Here is a 25,726-nt window from a genome sequence, read left to right as displayed (position 1 = left end):
ATGAAACAATCTCAATTTGCGAGGGTGCTAGCCAGCAGATTTTCCTCTCAAATATTATTTAGAATATTAAAAATGTTATAATAGGAGATGAGAAAGGAGGAGTCGATGATGAAGATCTTAGCAATCAATCCTATTTCGTTTAAAAAAAGAATGATTGAATTTCTATTCGATTATCTTTTCATTCTAGCTTATTTAGGTCTTCTGTTTTTAAGTTCTATGCCTATATACATTATTTTTTTTAATGGCGTCCCAGAGTTTACAGCAATTCAGTCGCAGTGGCTTGTATTTTTCACCTCTGTTTTGCCAATCACGCTCCTTTTCACATTCTTGGATTATAAACATGATGGCAGTTTTGGGAAGGTAAAAGCTGGACTTGAACTGGTCTACCAGAAAAAAACAGTGCAGGCTAGCTTGACTAGAAATGTCATCAAATTTTTACCTTGGCAACTCGGTCATATGGGCACGATTCATGGCTTATATAGTGATTTTGATGTATTGTCCATTATCCTCTCTATTTCGGCGACTCTCCTCGCAGTTTCCTTACTGGCAATGACGATGTTTCGGAAAGATAAGAGACATCTAGGAGACCTGCTAGCACATACACAAGTGCAGCTAAAAGGTGAATAAAATATAGATTGTTTACTTGGTCCATAAGTAAAAATTGAAATGAAACTAAGGAAGTCATCATAATGACCTCCTTTTTCTATTGCTTCAATTACTGTATAATAGAATCTACAGGAGTTTACAATTATGAAACAATCTCAATTTGCGAGGGCGATTTGGTATGGTATTCTTGGTGCTCTCTTTTTTGCTTTTACTTTTATTTTCAACCGTAGTATGAACCTTTCAGGTGGGTCCTGGATGTGGAGTGCTAGTCTACGCTATTTGTTTAGCTTGCCTATGCTGGCTGTTTTGGCCTGGCGTAAGGGTGAGCTGGCAGGTGTTCTGTCTGCCATTAAGAAAGCACCCCTGACTTGGTTGATTTGGAGTACGGTTGGTTTTGGGCTTTTCTATGGGCCACTGTCTCTAGCCTCCATTTATGGCGAGTCCTGGTTTGTGGCAGCCACTTGGCAGATTACCATTCTAGCTGGTCTACTCTTGACACCTCTCTTTGGTCAGAGGGTACCTGGTAAGCAACTGCTTATGACATTGGTTATCCTTTTAGGTATTATTCTCATCCAGATTCCTTACTTTGGTAGTGGTCTTGGTAGCGGTGTGGTCCGTGCTAGTCTCTTGATTTTACTGGCTGCTTTTGCCTATCCTTTGGGCAATCGTAAGATGATGGTCCACTGTAAAGAGGATCAGCTTTCAACGACGCAGCGCGTGTTTGGGATGACCTTGATGAGTACGCCTTTTTGGGTGATCTTATCAGTTTTTGCTGTAACGGATTCTGGACTTCCATCAGGGGGACAGATTTTACAATCTTTAATTGTAGCTGTCTTTTCTGGAGTTGTCGCAACCTTGCTTTTCTTCGAGGCGACTAATCTGGTTAAGCATAACCATAAGCAACTGGCAGTAGTTGAGGCTACTCAGGCTGGTGAAGTTCTCTTTACCCTCTTGGGTGGTTGCCTCTTCCTCGGAGATAGTCTACCTAGCCTTTTGGGATACTTAGGGATTGCTATTGTAACCATTGGTATTATTGGAAATAGCCTGCTAACAGGCTCAGATTTAGCATAAGCAAGAGACTTTCGAATGGCAAATTCGGAAGTTTTTCATTTATATGAAAAATATTACAGAAAAAGATGGCGTTTTCAGATTATAGTGATATAATGATATTAAAAGTAAGCGTTTACCGTTTTAATGTAAATCCTAAAGATATTTCCGGAAACTTTGATAGGCTTATTAATAAAGGCAAATGTATTGACTTTGAATTTTCATGAAAACTGAGATAACATTTAATGTTGCTCTAAAGAAGGAGAAGAGTCATGAATGATACTGTTTGTAAAAATTGGTTTATACGTAAAAGTGGGAAGACATGGGTCTATGGCTGTGCCTTGGTAAGTTTTGCAGGCTTGGCCCTGGCTGGTCCTGTCTATGCGGACCAAGTGGAACAGGCAACTGTGAGCCCCACAGCTCAAGAAGTGGTAGCTCAGACTAATCATCAAGTTGCCCCTCAAGTGGAGCTTGCTTCAAGCACGACCAAAGAAGTCCCCCAAGTGATAGAGCCTAGCCCGTCTCTTGTTTCCGAATCTGCTATAACAGCTCAAGAGAATCTCACTCAGCCTAGTCCTAATCAGCCAAAAGAAGTCCAAACACAGGCTAGTGAGGCTGAAAAAGTGCCTAATCAAACGAAAGAAGCTGATTTGAATCAGACCAGTCAAGACACGCCGGTTGTAACCAATAGTACAAGTCCTGTTCATGTGACAGAAGATAAAACGGATTTGCCTAATAATGAAGCAGTTACCAATCTTGAAGGAATGACCGCAGATCAAAATGGTCACTGGGAAATGAAGGCTGACGGCATTCATTCAGAAGCCAAAGATAGGGGAGATTCTTTCCTTTATTCTCAATCTGAAGGTAAAAATTTTGTTTATTCTACGGATGTGATCTTCAAGGAAGCTGGTGGTGCAGCTGCCCTCATTTTCCGTGGTAACAATGATAGTAGTGACAAAAATATGTACGGGGTCAATGTGGACTCTGGGAACCATAAGGTTAAGTTTTGGCGTTGGGTCAATAATCAGGATATTCAACTTGTAGATGAAAAAGATGTGACACCAACTGCAGATGAAACCTACAATCTTAAAGTGGTTGCGGCTAATCAGTGGCTATCTTATTATGTCAATGATGTGCTTGTCGCAAGTACAGGCGATTCTGTTCTTCAAAAAAGTGACAAAGGCCAACCTCAAGTTCTTCCAGAAGGTTATTTTGGACTTCTTAATTGGAATGCCAATGTTATTTTCAAAAATACCCGTTATGTCAATCTTGACGATGAGAGTCTTCCTTTGATTGACAATCTCGTAGTGACTTCAAAGACAGGTTCCGTTGAAAAACAAGCCCAATTCTTCTCCGAAGAACCACTTCATATTCAATATGTGGGACACAATGTTGAGACAGTAGGCTTTGACATCACTAAGCATAATTCAAATGCTGTCATTAAGGTTGAAGATGCCAAAGGAAATGTTTACACAGATATTTCTCAATTGCCAGTGGCTGTCGGTGCTAATTACTTTACTATTGAAAGTAGTGTGACCGATTCGCTTGGCCGTCCTGTGACCTTGACCTACCGCGTCAATATCCATCGCAGACAGAGCGATGATGTGTATTACAACGAGCTTTACCGTGATCAGTATCATTATTCTGTTAAGGATGGCTGGGCTAATGACCCTAATGGCTTGGTCTTCTACAAGGGACGTTACCATCTCTTCTATCAATTTTACGATGATACCAAATGGGGTCCAATGCACTGGGCTCATGCGACCAGCCGAGACTTGCTTCATTGGGATGAAGAGCCAATTGCTTTTTATCCAGATGCAACAGGTCACATGTTCTCAGGCTCTGTCGTGGTTGATAGTACCAATAGCTCAGGTCTCTTCAAATCTCCGGAAGGTGGCCTGGTAGCTATTATCACTTCAAATGGTAATGGGCAACGGATTGAAATTGCCTACAGTGAGGACGAGGGTAGAACTTGGCAAAAATATGACAAGGTGGTTGCTGACTGGTCTCAGGACCCACTTCAAAACCAAGATTTCCGTGATCCGAAGGTCTTTCGCTGGGATAACCAATGGTTTATGGTCCTTGCTGGTGGTCCACTCCGCATTTATTCTTCACAAGACTTGAAGAACTGGCAAGTGGAAACAACCTACAAGGATTTGCATACGGAATGTCCTGACCTTTATCCGATTGTAGCCAATGATGGCGCACTCAAGTGGGTCCTCTCACGTGGCGGTCGTTCTTACAAGGTTGGTGATTTTAAACAAGTGGATGGCAAGTGGGCCTTTGTAGCTGATGAGGTTTACCAAGACCATGACGAAACCATGAATTTTGGTAAGGATTCCTATGCTGCCATGACTTATTATGTTCATGATTTTGGAACAGCTGACCATCCAAACATCCCACAATTGACTGAAATCAACTGGATGAACACCTGGGAAGATTATTGCAATCTGGTTGCAGATACTGTAGGTCAAAAATTTAATGGTACCTTTAACCTTAACCTTGACCTTGGTTTGGTTAAATCAGGCGACCGTTACCTTTTAACCCAAACCCCTGTTAAGGCCTACGAAAGCCTTCGTGACACAGAAAATGCCCAGTATTTTGAAAATGTCACAGTAGCTTCTGACAATGAATTGCTTAAAGATTTCACGGGTGATACTTATGAAGTGGTTTCTCACTTTATACCAGGTAAGGACACGACAGCAGTTGGCTTTAACCTTCGCGTTGGTGATGGTCAAGCTACAAAAGTCGTTTACGATTTAACTAAGGAAACTTTGTCTATTGATCGTAGCCAATCTGGTACTATCCTTTCAGATGCCTTTGCTAAGGTTAATAGTCAACAAGTGACTCGCAATGAAGATGGTTCTATTGATTTGCATCTTTATGTGGACCGTGCGAGTGTGGAAGTCTTTGCTAAGGGCAATACGGTAGCTGGTGCTAATCAGATTTTCCCAAGCCCAAGAGCCGTTGGAGCGAGTGTCTTGGTTGAAGGTGGTCCAGCCAAAGCAAATATTGCTATCTACCCAATTAAGAGTACTTGGACTGACAAGAAGGAAGTCACTAAGGCTGTTGCCATGAACACCACAGTTGCAGGTCATTTGGCTCTTGAAGTTGGTCAAAGTAAGGATTTGCAAGTTTACCTCGCACCAGCTTCTGAAGAGCAGGATGTGACATGGACAGTAAGTGATCCAAGTTTGGTGTCCTATACTGAACATGACAATAAACTTTCTCTCAAAGCCCTTCACAAGGGTCATCTCACTGTCACAGCAACTTCAGTTGAAAACCCATCATTGACCAAGACCTTTAATATTGACATTACGCTCAATAATTTTGCGACCAACCTTAAAGGCTTGAAAGCTGTCACTGGTGATTGGTATATTGATGACGATACCCTTTACGATAGCAATGTTAGTGCCAATGACTTCTTCATGGCCTATGAAAGTAATGGCTTCAAGCAATTTGACTATGATATCGATGTCAAATACCAACATGGCTTGGTCAACCTCTTTGTAGCTGCGGAACGTGAAGAACCAGGTCGTGCCTACTCTGTCCAATTTTCTGATAACGATACTGTTCGTCTCTTCCGTTTTGGTGGTGAAACCATCGCTGAAGCTCACTTGGATAAGGCTATCAATGACGGCCAGTACCACCACGTCAAGGTTGAAAAGGGCAAGGACACCATGACAGTCTATGTCGATGGCAAGGAAGTGCTTCATCATCAATTTGATGCTGTGGATAATTACTTCAATCAAGCCCATGTAGGTGTTGGTCTTTGGGATGGCTCAGTAGAATTCCAAAACTTCTTCGTTACTGAAAAAATGACAAACACAAGCAGTGACACTACTGACGAACCAATTAAACCTGATCCTCAGCTAGAACCTAGTCCAGAGCCAAATCCAGAAAATAAAACAGATGAACCTGAGCATCAGCCTGAGCTTGCTCCAGAGCCTGAACCGACAGGACAAAATAATGGTCACGACAGTACAAACACAGTGCCAGATCCATCTCAGGATAATACTAGTAAGCAAGAAGAAAGTAAGGCTCCAGTGGAAACACCTAAGACTGTCACTCCACTAGTTGAGAACCTTCTCAAAAAATTCAACGCATTTAGTCTCTCAACTTTTCTTGCAAGTATTGCCAAAGAAACATGGCACTTTTTGACAAAATGGCTATTCAGCTAAAATCAAAACGTTGAAAAGGCTATGTAAGAAGAAAAAAACTTAGAAGTATGAGTGCTTCTAAGTTTTTTTGTTTCTACTAAAAATTATCCAAAAATTTCTTTTGCGAGTGCTTTTCCTTTCGGAGTTGCTGCTAAGCCACCTTCAGCAGTTTCACGGAAGGCAGTTGGCATAGCTGAACCAACCTGATACATAGCATCAACGACCTGGTCGACTGGAATGGCTGATGTGATGCCTGCCAAGGCCATGTCAGCAGCTACTAGGGCAAAGCTTGCCCCCATAGCATTACGTTTGACACATGGGACCTCAACCAATCCGGCTACAGGGTCGCAAATGAGTCCCAACATATTCTTAAGCACAAAGCAGATGGCCTGGCTGGCTTGGAAAGGTGTTCCACCAGCAGCCATTGTAATAGCGGCAGCAGCCATAGCAGAGGCGGAACCGACTTCAGCTTGGCAGCCTCCCTCGGCACCAGATATCGAGGCATTATTTGCGATGACTAAGCCAAATGCACCAGCAGTAAAGAGAAAATCCAATTGTTGTGATTCGGTTAAGCCCAGTTTTTCGATAGCAGTTGTAAGAACAGCGGGCAAACAACCTGCTGAACCAGCCGTTGGTGTGGCACAAACCAAGCCCATCTTGGCATTAGATTCGTTAACTGCCATGGCATTGCGAGCAGCCCCTAAGACAGCAGAGTCAGCCAGGGTCTTTCCTTTTTTGATGTAGGCGTCTAATTTGGCAGCATCACCACCGGTTAAGCCTGTCGGTGATTTCTCTGGGGACAAACCAGCCTGAACAGACTCTTTCATCACTTCAAGATTTCGAGTCATGAGAGCTAGGATTTCAGGACGTTTCCGTCCAGTTAGCTCTGTCTCTGTAGCAATCATGAGCTCAGCAATGTTGCCTTGATAATCACGGTCAGCTTGTTGAACTAATTCTTCAATAGTGTAAAACATGCAATCCCCCTCTTAGCTGAAAAAGTTGACATTATGTAGATGAGGAATTCTAGCGATTTCATTGACGGCCTCATCACACTGGTGAGAGTCAATTTCGATAATCATAATAGCCTTCTCACCAGCATTTTCTCGAGTGACAGTCATCTGAGCGATATTGATACCATAACGAGATAAAATATCAGTCACAAGAGCAATCATTCCTGGAACATCTTGGTGAACAATGATAAGTGTAGGTGTATTCATTTTGAGGTTGACCGCAAAACCATTGAGCTCAGTCACTTGGATATTCCCCCCACCGATGGAAACACCAGTGGCAGAGATAGTTTTTGTAGCATTTTTTAGTGTAATACGAGTGGTGTTGGGATGCGGTGCATTACTATCTTTGTTGATTTTCCAATAGACCTTGATGCCTTTTTCGTATGCAATGTCCAGTGCGTGCGGAATGTCAGGGTCGTCAGTCTCCATGCCTAAAATACCAGCTACTAGAGCTACATCAGTCCCGTGACCTCGATAGGTCTTGGCAAAGGAATTAAAAAGTTGAAATTCCACCTCAGTCGGTGTTTCACTAAAAATGGCAGAGACAATTTTTCCGATACGAACAGCTCCTGCAGTATGGCTTGAGGAAGGTCCTACCATGACAGGGCCGATGATGTCAAAAACGGATTGAAATTTTAAATTTTTCATAGCACGCCTCGTCTGATTAATCTTGTATTTTCAGTATACCATGAATTAGTGATATTAGGGTTTTAAGTAAAATTGTATTTTTTGAAAAATATCCTATTTTAAGGTTTCTTTAAGCTTTAATGGATATAATGTTGGTCTATTAAGTAAGCAATACTTATTTTTCATAAATCAGAGAGGACGACCTGCGGGTCGTCTTTTTTTGTTTTACGAAAACCACTAGCTGTGCTAGTGGTTCCGAAAAGCTTTTAGCGATGTATCAAAAAAGTCCCCCTAAAGTGTTATATTAGATAAGGTTTCCCGACCACTAACTAATATACAAAAGGAGGACCCCTGATGAGACAGGATAATAATAGTTTAGCACATACTACATGGAATTGTAAGTATCATATTGTGTTCGCACCCAAATATCGACGTCAGATAATTTATGGGAAATACAAAGCAAGTATTGGTCAAATCTTACGATTATTATGCGAAAGAAAAGGTGTTGAAATTCATGAAGCAGAAGCTTGCCCAGATCATATTCACATGTTGGTGAGTATACCACCGAAACTAAGTATTTCCTCATTTATGGGATATTTAAAGGGCAAAAGTAGCTTAATGATATTTGATCGACACGCTAATTTAAAGTATAAATATGGGAATCGCAAATTTTGGTGTCGAGGGTTTTATGTTGATACGGTTGGACGAAATCAGAAGCGAATTGAAGAATATATTCGTAATCAATTACAAGAAGACGTGATAGCAGATCAGCTAAGTCTATTTGAGGAGTATGATCCGTTTACAGGTGAGAAGAATAAGAGAAAGTAATCTTAAAGAGACCCGCTAGACGGGTTAGCTAGCAAAGGTGGTGCTGAAGGGAAACCATTCGGTAGGCCTTTAGGCCTCGGCCGGTAGCAGAGGCTTTCAGCCGAAGAGCAAGCCACCCGTTCTCACGGGTGGTTTTGACTATTTATTCATATATAGCTAGATTGTGGTAAAATAGAGCCTAAAGATTCAAGTATCAGAAAGGATACGCCATGACCTATACCCATTTACTTTTCGATCTTGACCATACCCTCCTAGATTTTGACCGTGCTGAAGATTTGGCTTTAAACTACTTGCTTGAAGAGGCTGGTGTGGCTTCACAAGATCTTAAAGTTTACAAGGACCACTATATTCCCATGAACCGTTCCATGTGGGAGGACCTCAACCATGGTTTGATTACAAAACCTGAATTGCTTCGCACGCGCTTTTCACGTCTCTTTGAGCACTTTGGAAAAGAAGTAGATGGTAGTCACTTTGCTGGGCGCTACCAACATTTTTTGAGTCAGCAGGGGCAGGAGTTGCCTCAGGCCCATGCTTTCTTATCAAACGTTAAAGACCGTGGCCACAAGATTTATGCAGCAACTAACGGTGTTAGCTATATCCAACGTGGCCGCCTGCAGGCTTCGAGTATTTTACCTTTCTTCGACGATGTTTTCATCTCTGATGAGGTGGGTGCCCACAAACCGTCTACAGACTTTTTTGATAAAATTGCCAATCAGATCCATGATTTTCATCCAAGCTCAGCTCTCATGATTGGTGATAGTCTAACTGCTGATATCCAGGGTGGTAATAATGCGGGTATTGATAGTGTCTGGTTCAATCCAAGTAACCTAATCAATGAGACTCCAGCTGTTCCAACCTATCAAGTCAAAAGTTATGAGGAAATCCTGATGATTTTGTCCAAGTAAAGCTATGATAGCCATAATTCCGAAGAGCTTTTCAGCTCTTTTTTTGCTACAATGAAAGCATGAATGATCTGATTAAACATAAGTTGGAATTGCTCCCAAACAACCCAGGGTGTTATCTCCACAAGGACAAATTCGGCAATATTATTTATGTCGGTAAGGCTAAAAATCTAAAAAATCGTGTGCGTAGCTATTTTCGTGGAAGCCATGATACCAAGACGGAGCTTTTGGTATCTGAGATTGCAGACTTTGAATTTATCGTTACCGAGTCTAATATTGAGGCTCTGCTTTTGGAAATTAACCTCATCCAAGAGAATATGCCCAAATTTAACATTCGCCTCAAGGATGACAAATCTTACCCATTTATCAAGATTACTAAGGAGCTCTATCCAAGGCTCTTGATTACTCGCCAGGTCAAAAAGGATGGTGGTCTTTATTTCGGCCCTTACCCAGACTCTGGTGCAGCCAATGAAATCAAGAAGCTTTTGGACCGTATTTTCCCCTTTAAGAAATGTAAAAATCCTGCCAACAAGGTCTGTTTTTATTACCATATTGGTCAATGTAATGCCCACACCATCTGTCACACCACTGAGGATTATTGGCAAGGTTTGGTTGAGGATGTCAAGAATTTCCTAAACGGTCATGATGATAAAATCGTTAACCAGCTCAAGTCCAAGATGAAGGACATGTCTGATCAGATGGAGTTTGAGCGTGCGGCGGAGTATCGAGATCTTATTGAGGCGGTGTCGACGCTCAGGACCAAACAAAGGGTTATCCGTCAAGACATGCAGGACCGTGATATTTTCGGTTACTATGTGGACAAGGGCTGGATGTGTGTTCAGGTTTTCTTTGTCCGCCAAGGGAAACTCATCCAGCGTGATGTCAATATGTTCCCTTATTATAATGACGCCGAGGAGGATTTTCTAACCTATATGGGTCAATTTTATCTGGATAGTCGTCATCTCAAGCCTAGGGAAATTTTTATTCCTGGAGACATTGATCAAGAGTCTGTCGAAGCTCTGGTCGGAGATGAGGTCAAGGTTTTCAAACCGCAAAGAGGTGAGAAAAAGCAGTTGGTTAATCTGGCGGCGAAAAATGCCCGTGTCAGTCTGACTCAAAAATTTGATCTTCTTGAAAAAGATCTAGCCAAGACCCAAGGAGCCATTGAAAATCTAGGCAAGCTCATGGGGATTCCGACACCAGTCCGTATCGAGTCTTTTGATAACTCTAACATCATGGGAACTAGCCCTGTCTCTGCCATGGTTGTCTTTGAAAATGGTAAACCTAATAAAAAAGAGTACCGCAAATATAAAATCAAGACTGTTGAAGGTCCTGACGATTATGCCAGTATGCGTGAGGTTATTCGTCGTCGCTATAGTCGTGTCAAACGCGATGGTTTAACGCCACCGGATCTTATTATCATGGATGGTGGTCAAGGTCAAGTCAATGTCGCCAAGGACGTACTTCGTAATGAGCTTAATCTATCTATCCCAGTTGCGGGCCTTCAGAAAAATGACAAGCACCAAACCAATGAATTGCTTTTTGGAGATCCTTTGCAAGTCATTGATTTACCACGTCAATCCGAGGAATTTTTCCTTCTTCACCGTATTCAGGATGAAGTACACCGCTTTGCTATCACCTTCCATCGACAAGTCCGTAGTAAGAATAGTTTCAGTTCCAAACTTGATGGCGTGGAGGGGTTAGGACCTAAGCGCAAACAAAAACTCCTAAAACACTTTAAGTCTATGACAGCTATCCAAAAAGCCAGTGTCGAAGACATTCAAGCTCTTGGCATTCCTGAAAAAGTAGCACAGGCCCTATTGGATAAGTTAGGCGAAGATAACAATTAAAGAAACTTAAATTAATTAAGCCATTTTTTTGTTATAATAAGATTAATTATAAAGGGAAAGGAGTCCTGCTATCAAAAACGAAGCTAAAATTGAGCGTCTTTATGATAAGAGTCGTCGCGGCTTTCTTCGTGGAATCTTTAGTCGTGCTACGATTATCTTCTTAATCATCTTATTGCAGCTTGTTGTTGTGGCCATGTCATACTTATGGTTGCACCAATACAGGGTCCATCTTCAGGTAACAGAAGTGGTCCTTCGTATTCTGGCCATTATTTATCTTTTCCAAAGTGATATGGAATCAACAGCCGTCAATACTTGGCTCCTGATTGTATTGCCTTTTCCTATTATCGGAACCTTACTCTTGGCTTATACGAAACTTGATATAGGTTACACAGGGATGAAGCGTGCTATTCAGAGCAATATTGACCGTAGTTCTGGTATTCTGAAACAAGATAATCAGGCTCTTGAAGAGCTTAAGAAACGACACACGAGCAACTACAACTTGGTTCAATATCTTGAAAATGTGAATGGTTCTTTTCCAGTTTATCGTCACACGAAGACGACCTATTTTCCAAGTGGTGAAGCCAAGTTTGAGGAAATGAAGAAACAGCTCCTTAAAGCAGAGAAGTACATTTTCTTGGAATATTTCATCATTGGTGAAGGTGAAATGTGGGGTGAAATCCTAGCGATCTTGAAACAGAAGGTTCAAGAAGGGGTGGAAGTTCGAGTCCTGTATGACGGTATGAATGAATTTTCAACCTTAAGTTTCGACTATAAGAAACGTTTGCGAAATATAGGCATTCAGTCTCGCGTTTTTGCGTCAGTGACGCCTTTCTTGTCTACCTATTATAATTACCGTGACCATAGAAAAATCTTGTTGATAGATGGTAAGGTTGCTTTCACAGGCGGAGTTAATTTAGCTGACGAGTACATTAACAAGATTGAGCGTTTCGGTCATTGGAAAGACACTGCACTCATGGTGGAGGGGCTAGCCGTTGATACTTTTTTAGTCCTCTTTCTTCAGATGTGGACCTACTCACATGAAACACTGGATGTGACACCATATATGATTGAGCATGAGACCTTTGATACTCCTGGTTTTGTTGTTCCTTACGGGGATATCCCACTGGATAAGGATAAGGTTGGTGAGAATGTTTATATTGATATTCTTAATCATGCGCGTGATTTTGTTCATATCATGACGCCCTATCTTATTTTAGATGGCGAGTTACTACATGCTTTGAAGTTTGCGGCTGAGCGTGGGGTAGATGTCAGTATTATCATGCCTGGCATTCCTGATAAAAAGTCAGCTTACTACCTAGCTAAGACCTACTACCCAACACTTTTAGCATCTGGTGTTAAAATCTATGAGTACACACCCGGTTTTGTTCACGCCAAGATTTTTGTGAGTGACAATAGTAGGGCTGTTGTAGGAACGATTAATTTAGATTACCGAAGTCTATATCATCATTTTGAGTGTGCGACTTATCTCTATAGGACTTCTTCGGTTCTTGCTATCGAGGAAGATTTCCAAGCGACCAAAGCCAAGTGTCATCGAGTTAGTGTCGCCGAGATTGAAAATCTGCCGTTCCATCAAAAGGCTTTAGGATTATTGACCAAACTAGTTGCGCCATTGATGTAATGTCAATTTCTGTAAGAAGAGGGTTGAGCCCTCTTTTTTTATAGTTTAAAATAAAGATAATAAAGATAATGAAGTCGAAGGAGAAAATGATGTTAACCATTCGTCCAGCCAACTTGGCTGATGCACAAGCTATTCAGGCCATCTATGCCCCCTATGTTGAAAAGACACCCATTACTTTTGAATATGAGGTTCCCAGTGTTCAAGAGTTTGAAAAACGCATCAGCAATACGATTGAAAAATACCCCTATCTAGTAGCAGAAGAGGATGGACAAGTTCTCGGCTATGCTTATGCCTCAACCTACTATGCTCGCACAGCCTATGATTGGACGACAGAATTGTCTATCTATCTGCATGAAGATGCGCGTGGTCGAGGTCTGGGAAGTCAGCTTTACGATGCCCTTGAAGAAGAATTGAAAAAACGAGGTTTTCTGCGATTCTTAGCATGTATCGCTGTGCCGAATGAGGCTAGCATTGCCATGCATGAAAAACGCGGTTATGTCCAAGTGGCTCATTTTCCAAAAGTGGGTTACAAGTTTGATCGATGGCACGATATTGTCTGGATGCAAAAGAGCTTGGATGGACCTGTCAGAAAAATACGGTAGAAGGCTAGAAATATCTGGTCAAAGTTGACAAATTTACTATATAATCTGCCTATGCTAGAATGATACTAATATTTGACAAATCGTAGAAAGAGCTCTGAACTGTGAGCCAATTCTTTATACTAAAGGAGCCTATATGTCCCAAGAAACAAGTGCTAGACTATTGCCTCAGAAACCTTCTAAATGGGCAAAAATCCTGCTTAATCGCAAGGTACCCATTTTCCTTTTTTTCTGTCTTGAACTTACCTTCCTAATCTATTCTTATGTCAGCCTCCAAAAGCATTTCCCATCAATTGTTTTATGGGAACACTTATTGAGTGTCTTTACCTTCTTTTATTTACTCAATCGTTCCATGGACTCCCGTTCCAAACTATCCTGGCTGATTATCATTGCTCTTTTCCCAATTTTTGGGACAGCCTTGCTTTACTTTTCACTTGCTGATTTGGGTGTAAGACGGTTGAAGAAACGACTTGAGGATGCTACAGTGCAAGCTTCTAATTATTTAAGCACCGATCCAGAAGTAGCTGATTATTTATCTCAAGGTGATCGTCAACTACAGCGTTTAGCTTATTTTCTGGAGCAGAGTCCGGCTCAGTTTTCCACCTACAGAAACACTAATGTTACCTATTTTCCTCTTGGAGATGACATGCTTCCGGCTTTGTTAGAGGATTTGAAAAAGGCTGAACAGTACATCTTCATGGAGTATTTCATCATTGATGAAGGTATCATGTGGGGTGAGATATTAACCATCTTGGAGGAGAAGGCTAAGGCGGGACTGGATGTCCGTGTTATGTTTGATGGGATGAATGAGATGACCACCTTGTCCTACGATTATATCGAGAGGTTACACAAGATTGGTATTAAAGCTCAGACCTTCTCACCAATTAAGCCAATTCTCTCAACTTACTACAATTACAGAGACCATCGAAAAATTACAGTAATTGATGGTCAAGTGGGTTATACCGGTGGCGTTAATATTGCTGATGAGTATGTCAATAAACGAGAGCGTTTTGGTCATTGGAAGGATACTGCGATTCGATTAGACGGCTCAGCTGTGCAAACTCTCAAGGCTCTCTTTTTGACCATGTGGTCAGTGACTGGAGTTGATAATCCAGCTGATATGGACCGCTATTTACAAGAAAAGCCTCAAAAAAAAGAGAGTCAAGGCTTTGTTCTCCCATACGGTAATTCGCCGCTGACCTATCACAAGGTTGCAGAAAATGTTTATTTACATCTGCTAAATACGTCAACTGATTACGTCCATATCATGACCCCTTATCTGATTTTGGACGATGAACTCGTAAGGGCTATGACATTTGCAGCCAGACGAGGTGTGGACGTTCGTATCATTATGCCAGGAATTCCTGATAAACAGTATGCCTTTGACATTGCTACTACTTACTTTAAAGTCTTGTTGGATGCTGGCGTCCGTATTTTCCGCTATACGCCAGGTTTTGTCCATGCTAAAGTTTATGTTTCTGATGACAAACAAGCTGTTGTAGGTACTATTAACACAGACTACCGAAGTCTCTATCAAAATTTTGAAGATGGGATTTATCTCTATAAAAATCTGGAAGTGCTCAAAATTGCTGAGGATTTTGAGAAAACCCAAGCACTCTCAGAGGAAGTCACTCTGGAAAGTTTGTCTAAAATACCTATGGCTCATCGTCTAGGTGGCTATCTCTTTTCTCTGATTGGACCTTTGATGTAATCTTCTTTATAAATTTCCCCGTTTTTTGTTCTATGGTATAATAAGACCATTAGATGAAAAAGGGGATTTTTTAATGAAAAAAGCAATGACTCTCTTAGGGGTGACCTTAGTTTCAGGACTAATTTTGACAACAGCACAAGAAATTAAAGCTCAAGAAACTTCTGAAAACATCATTGCTCTACGAAGCAGACGTAGTGGTTCGCGTTCTTCAAGTAGAGGTAGCAGAAGTGGATCAAAATCTGGTTTTGGCTCAAGCAAAGGACATCATTCTGATGGCAATTCAGGAAAAGGGTATAAATCTGATAGTGGGTCTAGTAAGAGTTACAAGTCAAGTAGTGATCATGACAGTTACAATGGATCTAGTAAAACTTATGGTTCTAGTAGCTCGCATAGTTCGGATTCATATGTTGACTCTAGTACCAAATCAAGTAGCAGTCAGAGCCCTTCCTCTTCTGGTAATAGCTCTAGCAAGTCAAAATCGGATACAAATTCAGAATACACAAAGCCTAAGATGTCATCTCCTGAGCTAAACGACTCTGAACGTTCTAACTTTCAATCAGGTGCAAAAGTTAGTGACGATGAGACACTCAAAAAGTATTCCAAACAAAATGATGATTTTTCAGATGAACAGTCCAAAAGTATTTTTGACAATAATAACGATTATCAAACCCGTGACCGTTATTACAGACAAGATGTCATCCGTAATCCCTGGTTCTGGATGTATATGAGCAGACGTTCTTATCATCGCTATGGGAATTCATACCATTCAAAAGTGAATAATAACGCTTATACCAAGGGCTATCAGGATGGCTTTGCGGATGCCGACAAAGGCATTGATAATTATGATTCATACTCAAAGGAGTCAACTCTTTTTGGCAAATTCACAACAACTTCAGAAAAAACAGAATACCTACGTGGTTATAAAGATGGTCATGATGATGGAAAGTAAGAGCAATGGCTAAGATATTTCCATGGTATTCATGACTTGACTCTGTGGTCTATTATGCTAGAATAGGAGTATGCGATGAGTCGATTGGCTCTTTTGAGCCTTTTGCGCTGAGGAGGTCTACATTAGATTGTAACGCAGGAGCGGACCTTGAGTAGTTGTGTGAACCTGCTACTCTCATCGAAAGATGCCTCTTATCCCTTGCCGTTTGGTAGGGGATTTTTCTTTATTCTTGGCTTTTTTACCCTTTTCAACTGGACTTAAACGTAGTATAATAGATTCACTAAACTAAATTGATAGAAAATTCCGAAAGAGGTTTAACTATGGGATACACAGTTGCTGTTGTCGGTGCTACAGGTGCCGTCGGTGCTCAAATGATCAAAATGTTGGAAGAATCAACACTTCCAATCGATAAAATTCGCTACCTTGCGTCTGCACGTTCTGCAGGGAAAGTCTTGCAGTTTAAAGGTCAAGACGTGACCATCGAAGAAACGACTGAAGACGCATTTGAAGGTGTAGACATTGCACTTTTCTCAGCTGGTGGATCTACCTCTGCTAAATATGCACCATACGCTGTTAAAGCCGGTGCAGTAGTCGTTGATAACACATCTTACTTCCGTCAAAATCCAGATGTGCCATTGGTTGTACCTGAGGTCAATGCACATGCACTCGATGCTCACAACGGTATTATCGCTTGTCCTAACTGTTCAACTATCCAAATGATGGTTGCCCTTGAGCCGGTTCGTCAAAAATGGGGCTTGGACCGTATCATCGTGTCAACTTACCAAGCTGTATCAGGTGCTGGTATGGGAGCAATCCTTGAAACACAACGTGAGTTGAAAGAAGTTTTGAATGACGGCGTTAACCCACGTGATGTTAAAGCTGAAATCTTGCCATGTGGTGGTGATAAGAAACACTTCCCAATCGCCTTCAACGCCTTGGCTCAAATCGACGTCTTCACTGAAAATGACTATACTTACGAAGAAATGAAGATGACAAACGAAACTAAGAAAATCATGGAAGACGACAGCATTGCTGTATCAGCAACATGTGTACGTATTCCAGTTTTGTCAGCTCACTCAGAGTCAGTCTATATTGAAACAAAAGAAGTGGCACCAATTGACGAAGTGAAAGCTGCTATTGCAGAATTCCCTGGTGCAGTTCTTGAAGACGATGTTGCTAACCAAGTCTACCCACAAGCTGTTAACGCTGTAGGTTCACGTGATACATTCGTTGGACGTATCCGTAAAGATTTGGATGCTGAAAAAGGTATCCACATGTGGGTTGTTTCAGATAACCTCCTTAAAGGTGCCGCTTGGAACTCAGTCCAAATCGCAGAAACACTTCACGAACGTGGTTTGGTTCGCCCAACTTCAGAATTAAAATTTGAATTGAAATAGGGAACAAAACAGAAATCAGTAACTCGAAGAGTTTGATTTCTCCTTCACTTTTATAATTTAAGGCTCAGGCTATAAAAGTCCACCGGACTTTTATACTCCTCCCGCACAGTTAATTAGGAAGTACGAATGTTGCAGACATGACTAGTTCCAATAAAACACTGCGTTATGATTCAGGAATCAGTAAGGATTTAGTATTGTATTTGAATACTAAATTCAAGCTGAATCCTATAAAGCAGAGAGACCTCTCTCTGTTTTTTTGTGTTTTGACTATCATATTGAAACAGTCAGTCCTCCCGTTTTCAGAAAATTGTTAACTTATCTGTCTGTCTGGTCAAAATTATGGTAAAATGGAAAGGATTAGAAAACGGTTGAAGGAGAATATTATGTCAATTGATCAATTAAGAGATGTCAAACTGATCACAGCCCTTATTACACCTTTCCACGAAGATGGCTCTATCAATTACGATGCGCTTCCAGAATTGATTGAGCATCTTTTGGCTCACCATACAGAAGCTCTTCTTTTGGCGGGGACAACAGCTGAAAGTCCAACACTTACTCACGATGAGGAGTTGGAACTCTTTGCGGCTGTTCAGAAAATCGTTAATGGACGTGTGCCATTAATTGCTGGTGTCGGTACCAACGATACACGAGACTCTATCGAGTTTGCCAAAGAAGTTGCCAAATTTGGTGGTTTTGCAGCTGGTCTTGCTATCGTGCCTTACTACAACAAGCCATCACAAGAAGGTATGTACCAACACTTCAAAGCTATTGCGGATGCTTCTGATTTGCCAATTATCATCTACAACATCCCTGGTCGTGTGGTTGTTGAAATGGCTCCTGATACCATGCTTCGTTTGGCTGAACATCCAAATATTATCGGGGTTAAAGAATGTACCAGCCTTGCTAATATGGCCTACCTTATCGAACATAAACCAGAAGATTTCTTGGTTTATACCGGTGAAGATGGGGATGCCTTCCACGCTATGAACCTTGGAGCTAACGGTGTTATCTCAGTAGCCTCTCATACAAATGGTGATGAGATGCACGCCATGCTTGAAGCTATTGAAAATAGTGACCTCAAGACAGCAGCAGCTATCCAACGTAAATTTATTCCTAAAGTTAACGCTCTCTTCTCAGTACCAAGTCCTGCACCTGTCAAGGCTGTTCTCAACCATCTTGGTTTCGAAGTTGGACCACTTCGTTTGCCATTGGTTGCATGTACTTCAGAAGAAGCTAAACGTATCATCAAGGTCGTCCTTGAAGAAGATGTCGAAGCAACACGTGAGACAGTTACAGGTGTCGTTCGTCCAGATTATTAAGAAAATGAAGTTGAGCAGATTCAGATTGCTCAGCTTTTTTAGTTGAATAGGTTAAATCTCACAAAATCAGAAGATTAGGTTCTAAAAGCAGTTTTCTATCATGAAAATCAGCTTTTTTTGATATAATTATAATTAGTGTGCTTAAAAAGAAAGGAAGTTTCATGAATCAACTTGAACAAAAACTTGAACAGGATTTTGGTATTGTTTTTAGCCAAAAAGACCTCTTAGAAACAGCATTTACCCATACCTCATATGCCAATGAGCACCGCCTCCTAAACATTTCACATAATGAACGTTTGGAATTTTTAGGAGACGCGGCTCTGCAATTAGTCATTTCCGTTTATCTTTACAATCGCTACCCTAACAAGCCAGAGGGGGAAATGTCTAAGATGCGTAGTACTATCGTTCGTGAAGAAAGTTTGGCAGGTTTTACAAAGGCTTGCGGATTCGAGCAGTATATTCGTCTTGGTAAAGGAGAAGAAAAATCCGGTGGACGTGAACGTGCCACTATCCTAGGTGACCTCTGGGAGGCCTTCCTCGGTGCCCTTTATCTGGATCAAGGCTTGCCTGCTGTTGAGAAATTCTTGAATCAGGTCATGATTCCTCAGGTTGAAAAGGGGAACTTTGACCGCGTCACGGACTATAAGACAGCCTTGCAAGAGCGTCTTCAGGTCAATGGTACGGTTGATATTACTTATACTGTTATCGACGAGTCTGGACCAGCTCATGCCAAAGAATTTACTATGCAGGTAGCTGTTGATGGTAAGGAACTCAGCACAGGTCTTGGAAAATCTAAGAAATTAGCTGAACAGGCAGCGGCAAAGGCTGCCCTTGAACAACTAGGAAATTAAGCATGTATTTGAAATCGATTGAAATGCAGGGCTTTAAATCCTTTGCGGATAAGACGCAAGTCATCTTTGACAAGGGAGTAACAGCCGTTGTAGGTCCAAATGGATCGGGAAAATCAAATATTACAGAGAGTCTGCGCTGGGCACTGGGTGAATCATCTGCCAAGAGCTTGCGTGGGGGCAAGATGCCTGACGTTATTTTTGCAGGAACAGAGGTTCGTAAGGCTCTCAACTATGCGGAAGTAGCGGTCACACTTGATAACAGTGATGGCTTTATCGCGGGTGCTGGTGAAACAATTCGTGTGGAGCGACATATTTATCGAAACGGTGACAATGATTACTTGATTGATGGTCGTAAGGTTCGTCTACGTGATATTCATGACCTCTTCATGGATACAGGTCTCGGCCGTGATTCTTTTTCCATTATTTCTCAAGGTCGTGTTGAGGCTATTTTTAATGCCAAGCCTGAAGAGCGCCGTGCTATTTTCGAAGAAGCCGCAGGTGTTCTCAAATATAAAACACGTAAGAAAGAAACGGAAAGCAAGCTTAATCAAACCCAAGATAATCTTGATCGTTTGGAAGATATCATCTACGAGCTAGATGGTCAGGTTAAACCCCTTGAAAAACAAGCAGTCACAGCCAAACGTTACTTGGAATTAGATGAAGAGCGTAGACAGACACAGCTTAATCTTTTGGTCCATGATATTGAAGTTGGCAAATCTGACTTGACCCAAACGCAAGAAGTTTTGGCAGAGGTCAAGGACAAATTAACCAGCTACTATGAAGAACGTCATCGTTTAGAGACGGAGAACCAAGAACTCAAGCAAAAACGTCATCAAATTTCAGAACAAATTTCTTCTGACCAACAAACCTTAGTGGATGTCACACGACTTATTAGTGACTTTGAGCGTCAAATTGATCTTTATACCATGGAAAGTCAGCAGCGTTCAGAGAAAAAAGAAGAAACAGAAGCTCGTCTCAGTGAGCTAGAGAGTCTGAAAACAGAAGCACAAGCTTCGCTTGATAAGGTTAACCAAGGCCAAGTTGAATTGAATGCTGAATTGGATACTATTGCTCAGGAGCTGACTGCCATTCAAAAAGATCTGGAGCAATTTTCTGATGATCCAGATACACTTATTGAACGTTTACGTGAGGATTATGTTGGTCTGATGCAGGAGGAAGCCAAGATTTCCAACAGTTTGACCCAGGTCACCCACGACATGGACAGTCAGACTCAAGCGCTTGAGGCACAAGCTGAAGAATATAAACAAGCTCAAGCTGATTTGCTCTCCGCTCAGGAAGTGGCCAGCGAAGCCCAAAAAGCTTATCAAGCAGCCCAAGAGAGTCTTCAAAACCTCCTAGCTAGCTACAAAGAAAAGGCTCAGACTTATCAAGCTCTTGATAAGGACTACCAAGAGGCTCAAAAGCAGATGTTTGACCTCATGGATTATCTTAAAAGTAAAGATGCACGTCGTCAAAGTCTAGAATCTATCCAGAAAAATCATTCTAATTTCTATGCAGGGGTGAAGGCTGTCCTTCAAAATGCCCAATCCATTCAGGGAATTATTGGCGCAGTCAGTGAACACTTAACCTTTGACACGCGTTATCAGACGGCTCTTGAGATTGCTATGGGAGCTAGCGGGCAAAACATTATTGTTGAGGACGAAGCGGCTGCTAAGCGTTCGATTGACTACTTGAAACGAAATCGTCAGGGACGTGCGACCTTCTTGCCTTTGACCACTATTAAGCCACGTGAACTTAATGGACAATTTGCTCAAAGTCTTGCCAATGCACCAGGTTTTATAGGTATGGCTTCCGATTTGGTTACTTATGAGGACCGCTTATCTAATATTTTCCAAAACCTCCTTGGGGTTACGGCAATCTTTGATACCATTGACAATGCCAATAAGGCGGCTCGAGCGGTTCGTTTCCAAGTGCGTATGGTTACTCTTGATGGCTCTGAGATTCGTCCAGGTGGTGCCTTTGCTGGTGGTACCAACAAACAAAATAATAGTCTCTTTATCAAGCCTGAACTAGATGCATTGACTGCTGAAATTAACCAGATTAAGGCTCAATTAAGTGATAGTGAAGCCAAAGTTGAAGCCCTTAAGGTTAAACGTAAGGCTCTACAGAAAGCGCTAGAAGATCTTAAGGTAGATGGTGAGAATGCTCGTCTGCAAGAGCAAAAACTAGGCTTAGAACATCAACAAGCCTTGTCAGATGTAGAGAAAAATCAAGCCTTAGTAGATAGTTTCAAACAGGATTCTCAGGGATCTGAAGGTGCAAATCTGCAAGATAAGGCTGAGCAACTTAAAGCTGAGTTAGCACAAATTGCATCCAAGCGTGAGGCCATTAACGACCGTATTGAGGCAATTAAGGAAGATAAAGATGCTCTTGGTCAACAAAAACAGGTGCTCCTAGACAAGCAATCTGAACTTCAGTTGAAGGAACGTGACTTGCAGGCAGAATTGCGTTTTGCGAAGACAGAGAGCAATCGTCTTCAAGCTGACTTATCTGAGTTAATGCAAGAATCGGATAGTCTTAAGGCACTCCTTAACAACCAGGTTGATGAAGACCAAACTGACCGCCTTCCCCATCTGCAAGCACAGCATAAAGAGGCTGTTCAACGTAAAGACGATTTGGAACAAGCTCTTGTCCGTGCCAAGATTCAGGTGCAAGATTACGAAGGTCAGTTGGAGGATTTGGAGGAGCGTTTGGCAAAAGCTGGCAATCGTAACGAGGATTTGATTCGTCAACAGACTCGCTTGGAAGAACGTGAAAGTCAGATTAGTCAATCACTTCGTAAGTTTGCGACTCAGTTGGCTGAAGATTACCAGATGACGCTTGAAGCAGCCAAAGGTCAGGCTAGCCCTCTTGACAATGTCGAACAAACTCGCCAGAATCTGCAAGGTCTTGAGCGTTCGATTAAAGCTTTGGGGCCAGTCAATGTGGATGCTATTGCCCAATTTGAAGAGGTTAAGCAACGTCTAGATTTCTTGAACGGCCAAAAGGATGATTTGCTCGAAGCCAAGAGTCTCCTTCTGAATACCATTAATGACATGGATGATGAAGTGAAATCACGCTTTAAAGCAACCTTTGAGGCTATCCGAGAAAGCTTTAAACAAACCTTTACGCAGATGTTCGGTGGAGGTTCAGCTGACTTGATTTTGACCTCAGACAATCTCCTAGAGGCTGGAGTAGAAATTTCAGTTCAGCCACCAGGTAAGAAAATTCAATCACTTAACCTTATGTCAGGTGGCGAGAAAGCCTTGTCAGCTTTGGCCCTTCTCTTTGCCATCATTCGTGTTAAGACTATTCCATTTGTTATCCTAGACGAAGTAGAAGCGGCTTTGGATGAAGCCAATGTTAAACGCTTCGGTGACTACCTTAATCGTTTTGACAAGTCAAGTCAATTTATCGTAGTTACCCACCGTAAGGGAACCATGTCTGCAGCAGACTCTATTTATGGAGTAACCATGCAGGAGTCAGGTGTCTCGAAAATCGTTTCAGTCAAACTGAAAGACCTTGATTTAGACTAAAAATAGATTATATTTTCATGAAAGATAGTTGATAGCTTTATCACTATCTTTTTTCATAGTCTCAAAAAATTTGCAAAGACTTTCAGAAAAAAATAAAGTCTGCGCTTTCAAAATTACGCAATCGATTGCGTAAAATGGGATAACAAAGGCTATGATTAGGATTCTAGGGTTTATGAGAAAGAGGACGACTTGTCATTTCACACTGACATGTTACAATATTTAAGGAAATGTCATATGGGGATATGGTGTTTTTTGAAGTTAGTTATAGTGTATGTGTTAAGATACGATTTTCTGGACACATTTTAGGCTTCGAGTAAACAAGTCTAAGAAGTCTTCTTTCGAGCAAAAAATCCAGGCTGGGAAACCTGGATTTTTCTTTGTCTTTTTAGTTTATTGGTCACCTTTCTCAGCTTGAGATTTGGCTTGTTTGATACCAGCATTGACCAAGCCCTGCATGATAGCCCCAAAAAGGATAGCTTCAAAAATGCCAGATAGCATATTACGGAATGAGAATAATTCTGTCAAATAGTCTTTATTGTCAACTAAGAAGTGAACTAGGGGCATGCCTAAGAACATGCTAATCCCAAAGTATAAACCTGACTTAAGCCCCACGTGCTTAAGTTGTTTTTTCTCTTTCTCAGTCAGTTCTTCCTCGTCAAAAGCATTAACAGCACTTATCTTTAACTTATAAGTAAGGATGCTGCTAACTAACAGAATGATAATCAAGAGGAGGATAGGATAAATACGGGCCACAAGTTCAGGGTACTTAAAGCCTATAAGAAAGGCAATACAATTACCACAAAGTAAGGTAAAGAAAAGAACTACGAAAGCTATGTTACCCATTCGATCAACCTGTTGGCGCTTTTGTTCATCTAAAGGACCTGTGATACCATAAAAACGTTTAATTAGTTTGTCAGTGAAAGTTTCTTTGTTCATGATTTACCTCTTTCTAGCTTTTATCTTTATACCTTATTTCCATCCCAAAAGAGACTGTTAAGATCTGTGTTTAGTGCCTTAGCTAGATTTAGACAGAGCTCCAGTGTTGGGTTATATTTGTTATTTTCGATCATGTTAATGGTCTGTCGGGAAACACCAATAGATTTTGCGAGTTCTAGTTGCGAAAGCCCCATATTTTTTCTAAATTCCCTGACATGATTCATAATGGGCCTCCTTCTGAAAGACGAGCTAATGTGTTACTGTAAGTAGCAGTTAAATATGTCAACTTTATCTGACATAATTGTAGCAAGTTCCTATGGATATGTCAACTTTATCTGACATAATTGTAGCAAGTTCCTATGGATATGTCAATTATCTTAGACATAATTTTAATTTGGTATTAACTAAAGGATTCTTTGTCAGCTCTTGAAAGCTTTATATTTTTTTGATAAAATGGTAGTAATTGAATAGAAGTCGTAGAGACTAGTAACCTTATGGAAATTGACAGGGATTGGGGGCCATGGACTGGAAGCCTCCTCAAGGGAAGTTTGGCGAATTCACTCATGAAAACGGCTGGCGAATCAAGGTCTGGGTAACCAGATAAAAAACGGATGGTACCGCGTGTCAACGCTCCGGGTTGGAGTTTTGGCATGTGGTTTTTGTTTGCGATTCGAAATTGTTACATCAGAAAGGAATCTCATGGATTTACAAACACAATTGCAAGAGTTGAAAACATCAACGCAGGCTAAATTGGCTGAAATGCGTGGTGAACACTCTAAAGAATTACAAGAATTGCGTGTTGCAGTTTTAGGTAAAAAAGGCTCTTTGACGGATCTTTTGAAGGGACTTAAAGACCTTCCTAATGAAGAGCGCCCTAAAGTTGGTAAAATGGTCAACGAAGTTCGTGACGTTTTGACTGAAGCTTTTGACGAAGCAGCTAAAATTGTTGAAGCAGCTAAAATTCAAGCACAACTTGACTCTGAAAGTCTTGACGTAACTCTTCCAGGACGCCAAGTCAAACTCGGGAACCGTCATATTCTTAGCCAAACAGCTGAGGAAATCGAAGACATTTTCTTGGGGATGGGCTTCCAAATCGTTGATGGTTTTGAAGTTGAGACTGACTATTATAACTTTGAACGTATGAACTTGCCTAAGGACCACCCAGCGCGTGACATGCAAGATACTTTCTATATTACGGAAGAAATTTTGTTTCGTACTCACACAAGTCCTGTTCAAGCTCGTACGCTTGATAAACACGATTTTTCTAAAGGTCCACTTAAGATGATCTCACCAGGACGTGTTTTCCGTCGTGATACAGATGATGCTACTCACAGTCACCAGTTCCACCAAATCGAAGGTTTGGTCGTTGGTAAAAACATCTCAATGGGTGATCTTAAGGGAACGCTTGAGATGATTATCCAAAAAATGTTTGGTGCAGAACGTCAAATCCGTTTGCGTCCTTCTTACTTCCCATTCACTGAGCCTTCAGTTGAGGTTGACGTGTCATGCTTCAAGTGTGGTGGTAAAGGATGTAACGTATGTAAGAAGACAGGTTGGATTGAGATCCTTGGTGCTGGTATGGTTCACCCACAAGTGCTTGAGATGTCAGGTGTTGATTCTGAAGAATATTCAGGTTTCGCCTTTGGTCTTGGTCAAGAACGTATTGCCATGCTCCGTTATGGAATAAATGATATTCGTGGTTTCTACCAAGGAGACGTTCGATTCTCAGAACAGTTTAAATAAGGTTTAGGAGATTGTC

Annotated in this window: 19 protein-coding genes; 15 read left to right on the top strand and 4 right to left on the bottom strand. The window is 41.4% G+C overall.

The genetic code is table 11. The annotated features are described in order from the left end of the window. Positions 1–105: 105 nt before the first annotated feature. From BSR19_RS06515 to BSR19_RS06505, 3 genes are all read left to right on the top strand, one after another. Complete coding sequence (locus BSR19_RS06515; protein WP_231605957.1) at positions 106–627, top strand: RDD family protein; 522 nt, start codon at positions 106–108, stop codon at positions 625–627. 123 nt (positions 628–750) lie between these two features. Then, positions 751–1,677 carry a DMT family transporter gene (locus tag BSR19_RS06510; protein WP_156246830.1) on the top strand — a complete coding sequence of 309 codons (927 nt, stop codon included), beginning with the start codon at positions 751–753 and terminating at the stop codon, positions 1,675–1,677. A gap of 248 nt (positions 1,678–1,925) precedes the next feature. Further along, complete coding sequence (locus tag BSR19_RS06505) at positions 1,926–5,834, top strand: GH32 C-terminal domain-containing protein (RefSeq protein WP_156246829.1); 3,909 nt, start codon at positions 1,926–1,928, stop codon at positions 5,832–5,834. Between the two features lie 83 nt (positions 5,835–5,917). Here the strand turns inward: BSR19_RS06505 and sdaAA are convergent, their stop codons facing one another. Together sdaAA and sdaAB are read right to left on the bottom strand one after the other, a co-directional pair. Then, positions 5,918–6,787, bottom strand: coding sequence for an L-serine ammonia-lyase, iron-sulfur-dependent, subunit alpha (sdaAA, locus tag BSR19_RS06500; RefSeq protein WP_156246828.1), 870 nt, complete (start codon positions 6,785–6,787; stop codon positions 5,918–5,920). A 12-nt stretch (positions 6,788–6,799) separates the two neighbouring features. Beyond that, entirely contained in the window at positions 6,800–7,471 is a 672-nt protein-coding gene (gene sdaAB, locus BSR19_RS06495; RefSeq protein ID WP_070838935.1) for an L-serine ammonia-lyase, iron-sulfur-dependent subunit beta, read from the bottom strand. Positions 7,472–7,804: 333 nt separating this feature from the next. On the opposite strand from sdaAB, the gene tnpA reads away from it, so the two are divergent. The 11 genes from tnpA to smc all read left to right on the top strand — a co-directional run bounded on the left by tnpA (position 7,805) and on the right by smc (position 23,031). Beyond that, complete coding sequence (tnpA, locus tag BSR19_RS06490; RefSeq protein ID WP_002891962.1) at positions 7,805–8,278, top strand: IS200/IS605 family transposase; 474 nt, start codon at positions 7,805–7,807, stop codon at positions 8,276–8,278. A gap of 209 nt (positions 8,279–8,487) precedes the next feature. Further along, the gene (locus tag BSR19_RS06485; protein WP_156246827.1) at positions 8,488–9,183 is read left to right on the top strand and encodes a YjjG family noncanonical pyrimidine nucleotidase; all 696 of its coding nucleotides are present in this window, start codon (positions 8,488–8,490) and stop codon (positions 9,181–9,183) included. A gap of 59 nt (positions 9,184–9,242) precedes the next feature. Beyond that, positions 9,243–11,030, top strand: a complete 1,788-nt coding sequence (gene uvrC, locus BSR19_RS06480; protein ID WP_145517448.1) for an excinuclease ABC subunit UvrC — start codon at positions 9,243–9,245, stop codon at positions 11,028–11,030. 88 nt (positions 11,031–11,118) lie between these two features. Further along, on the top strand, positions 11,119–12,669 hold the full coding sequence (gene cls / locus BSR19_RS06475; protein WP_186295072.1) for a cardiolipin synthase: 1,551 nt from the start codon (positions 11,119–11,121) through the stop codon (positions 12,667–12,669). An 89-nt stretch (positions 12,670–12,758) separates the two neighbouring features. Then, positions 12,759–13,271, top strand: coding sequence for a GNAT family N-acetyltransferase (locus tag BSR19_RS06470; protein ID WP_156246826.1), 513 nt, complete (start codon positions 12,759–12,761; stop codon positions 13,269–13,271). A 133-nt stretch (positions 13,272–13,404) separates the two neighbouring features. Beyond that, positions 13,405–14,979 carry a cardiolipin synthase gene (gene cls, locus BSR19_RS06465; RefSeq protein ID WP_156246825.1) on the top strand — a complete coding sequence of 525 codons (1,575 nt, stop codon included), beginning with the start codon at positions 13,405–13,407 and terminating at the stop codon, positions 14,977–14,979. A gap of 73 nt (positions 14,980–15,052) precedes the next feature. After that, entirely contained in the window at positions 15,053–15,928 is an 876-nt protein-coding gene (locus BSR19_RS06460; RefSeq protein WP_156246824.1) for a LisH domain-containing protein, read from the top strand. 320 nt (positions 15,929–16,248) lie between these two features. Next, the gene (locus BSR19_RS06455; RefSeq protein ID WP_003096845.1) at positions 16,249–17,325 is read left to right on the top strand and encodes an aspartate-semialdehyde dehydrogenase; all 1,077 of its coding nucleotides are present in this window, start codon (positions 16,249–16,251) and stop codon (positions 17,323–17,325) included. A 383-nt stretch (positions 17,326–17,708) separates the two neighbouring features. Continuing rightward, positions 17,709–18,644, top strand: a complete 936-nt coding sequence (gene dapA, locus BSR19_RS06450) for a 4-hydroxy-tetrahydrodipicolinate synthase (protein ID WP_013990425.1) — start codon at positions 17,709–17,711, stop codon at positions 18,642–18,644. A 161-nt stretch (positions 18,645–18,805) separates the two neighbouring features. Next, the gene (rnc, locus tag BSR19_RS06445; protein WP_004182345.1) at positions 18,806–19,495 is read left to right on the top strand and encodes a ribonuclease III; all 690 of its coding nucleotides are present in this window, start codon (positions 18,806–18,808) and stop codon (positions 19,493–19,495) included. Between the two features lie 2 nt (positions 19,496–19,497). Further along, complete coding sequence (gene smc, locus BSR19_RS06440) at positions 19,498–23,031, top strand: chromosome segregation protein SMC (protein WP_156246823.1); 3,534 nt, start codon at positions 19,498–19,500, stop codon at positions 23,029–23,031. 390 nt (positions 23,032–23,421) lie between these two features. Here smc and BSR19_RS06435 read toward each other — a convergent pair whose 3' ends face one another. Further along, entirely contained in the window at positions 23,422–23,967 is a 546-nt protein-coding gene (locus BSR19_RS06435) for a DUF3278 domain-containing protein (protein ID WP_156246822.1), read from the bottom strand. Between the two features lie 26 nt (positions 23,968–23,993). Then, positions 23,994–24,191: a helix-turn-helix transcriptional regulator gene (locus BSR19_RS06430; protein WP_048675459.1), complete on the bottom strand. Its 198-nt coding sequence runs from the start codon at positions 24,189–24,191 to the stop codon at positions 23,994–23,996. A gap of 475 nt (positions 24,192–24,666) precedes the next feature. On the opposite strand from BSR19_RS06430, the gene pheS reads away from it, so the two are divergent. Next, complete coding sequence (gene pheS / locus BSR19_RS06425; protein WP_156246821.1) at positions 24,667–25,710, top strand: phenylalanine--tRNA ligase subunit alpha; 1,044 nt, start codon at positions 24,667–24,669, stop codon at positions 25,708–25,710. Positions 25,711–25,726: the final 16 nt, after the last annotated feature.

This window comes from Streptococcus salivarius (assembly GCF_009738225.1).
In the GTDB taxonomy this organism is placed as follows: Bacteria; Bacillota; Bacilli; order Lactobacillales; family Streptococcaceae; genus Streptococcus.
The sequence above is the reverse complement of the archived record's forward strand: the minus strand, read 5'-3'. Positions and strand labels throughout refer to the sequence as shown.

Bases quoted from the DNA above. Each gene is read 5' to 3' on its own strand.
- BSR19_RS06515 (WP_231605957.1), top strand. From the start codon at position 106: ATGATGAAGATCTTAGCAATCAATCCTATTTCGTTTAAAAAAAGAATG.
- BSR19_RS06510 (WP_156246830.1), top strand. From the start codon at position 751: ATGAAACAATCTCAATTTGCGAGGGCGATTTGGTATGGTATTCTTGGT.
- BSR19_RS06505 (WP_156246829.1), top strand. From the start codon at position 1,926: ATGAATGATACTGTTTGTAAAAATTGGTTTATACGTAAAAGTGGGAAG.
- sdaAA (WP_156246828.1), bottom strand. From the start codon at position 6,787: ATGTTTTACACTATTGAAGAATTAGTTCAACAAGCTGACCGTGATTAT.
- sdaAB (WP_070838935.1), bottom strand. From the start codon at position 7,471: ATGAAAAATTTAAAATTTCAATCCGTTTTTGACATCATCGGCCCTGTC.
- tnpA (WP_002891962.1), top strand. From the start codon at position 7,805: ATGAGACAGGATAATAATAGTTTAGCACATACTACATGGAATTGTAAG.
- BSR19_RS06485 (WP_156246827.1), top strand. From the start codon at position 8,488: ATGACCTATACCCATTTACTTTTCGATCTTGACCATACCCTCCTAGAT.
- uvrC (WP_145517448.1), top strand. From the start codon at position 9,243: ATGAATGATCTGATTAAACATAAGTTGGAATTGCTCCCAAACAACCCA.
- BSR19_RS06470 (WP_156246826.1), top strand. From the start codon at position 12,759: ATGTTAACCATTCGTCCAGCCAACTTGGCTGATGCACAAGCTATTCAG.
- cls (WP_156246825.1), top strand. From the start codon at position 13,405: ATGTCCCAAGAAACAAGTGCTAGACTATTGCCTCAGAAACCTTCTAAA.
- BSR19_RS06460 (WP_156246824.1), top strand. From the start codon at position 15,053: ATGAAAAAAGCAATGACTCTCTTAGGGGTGACCTTAGTTTCAGGACTA.
- BSR19_RS06455 (WP_003096845.1), top strand. From the start codon at position 16,249: ATGGGATACACAGTTGCTGTTGTCGGTGCTACAGGTGCCGTCGGTGCT.
- dapA (WP_013990425.1), top strand. From the start codon at position 17,709: ATGTCAATTGATCAATTAAGAGATGTCAAACTGATCACAGCCCTTATT.
- rnc (WP_004182345.1), top strand. From the start codon at position 18,806: ATGAATCAACTTGAACAAAAACTTGAACAGGATTTTGGTATTGTTTTT.
- smc (WP_156246823.1), top strand. From the start codon at position 19,498: ATGTATTTGAAATCGATTGAAATGCAGGGCTTTAAATCCTTTGCGGAT.
- BSR19_RS06435 (WP_156246822.1), bottom strand. From the start codon at position 23,967: ATGAACAAAGAAACTTTCACTGACAAACTAATTAAACGTTTTTATGGT.
- BSR19_RS06430 (WP_048675459.1), bottom strand. From the start codon at position 24,191: ATGAATCATGTCAGGGAATTTAGAAAAAATATGGGGCTTTCGCAACTA.
- pheS (WP_156246821.1), top strand. From the start codon at position 24,667: ATGGATTTACAAACACAATTGCAAGAGTTGAAAACATCAACGCAGGCT.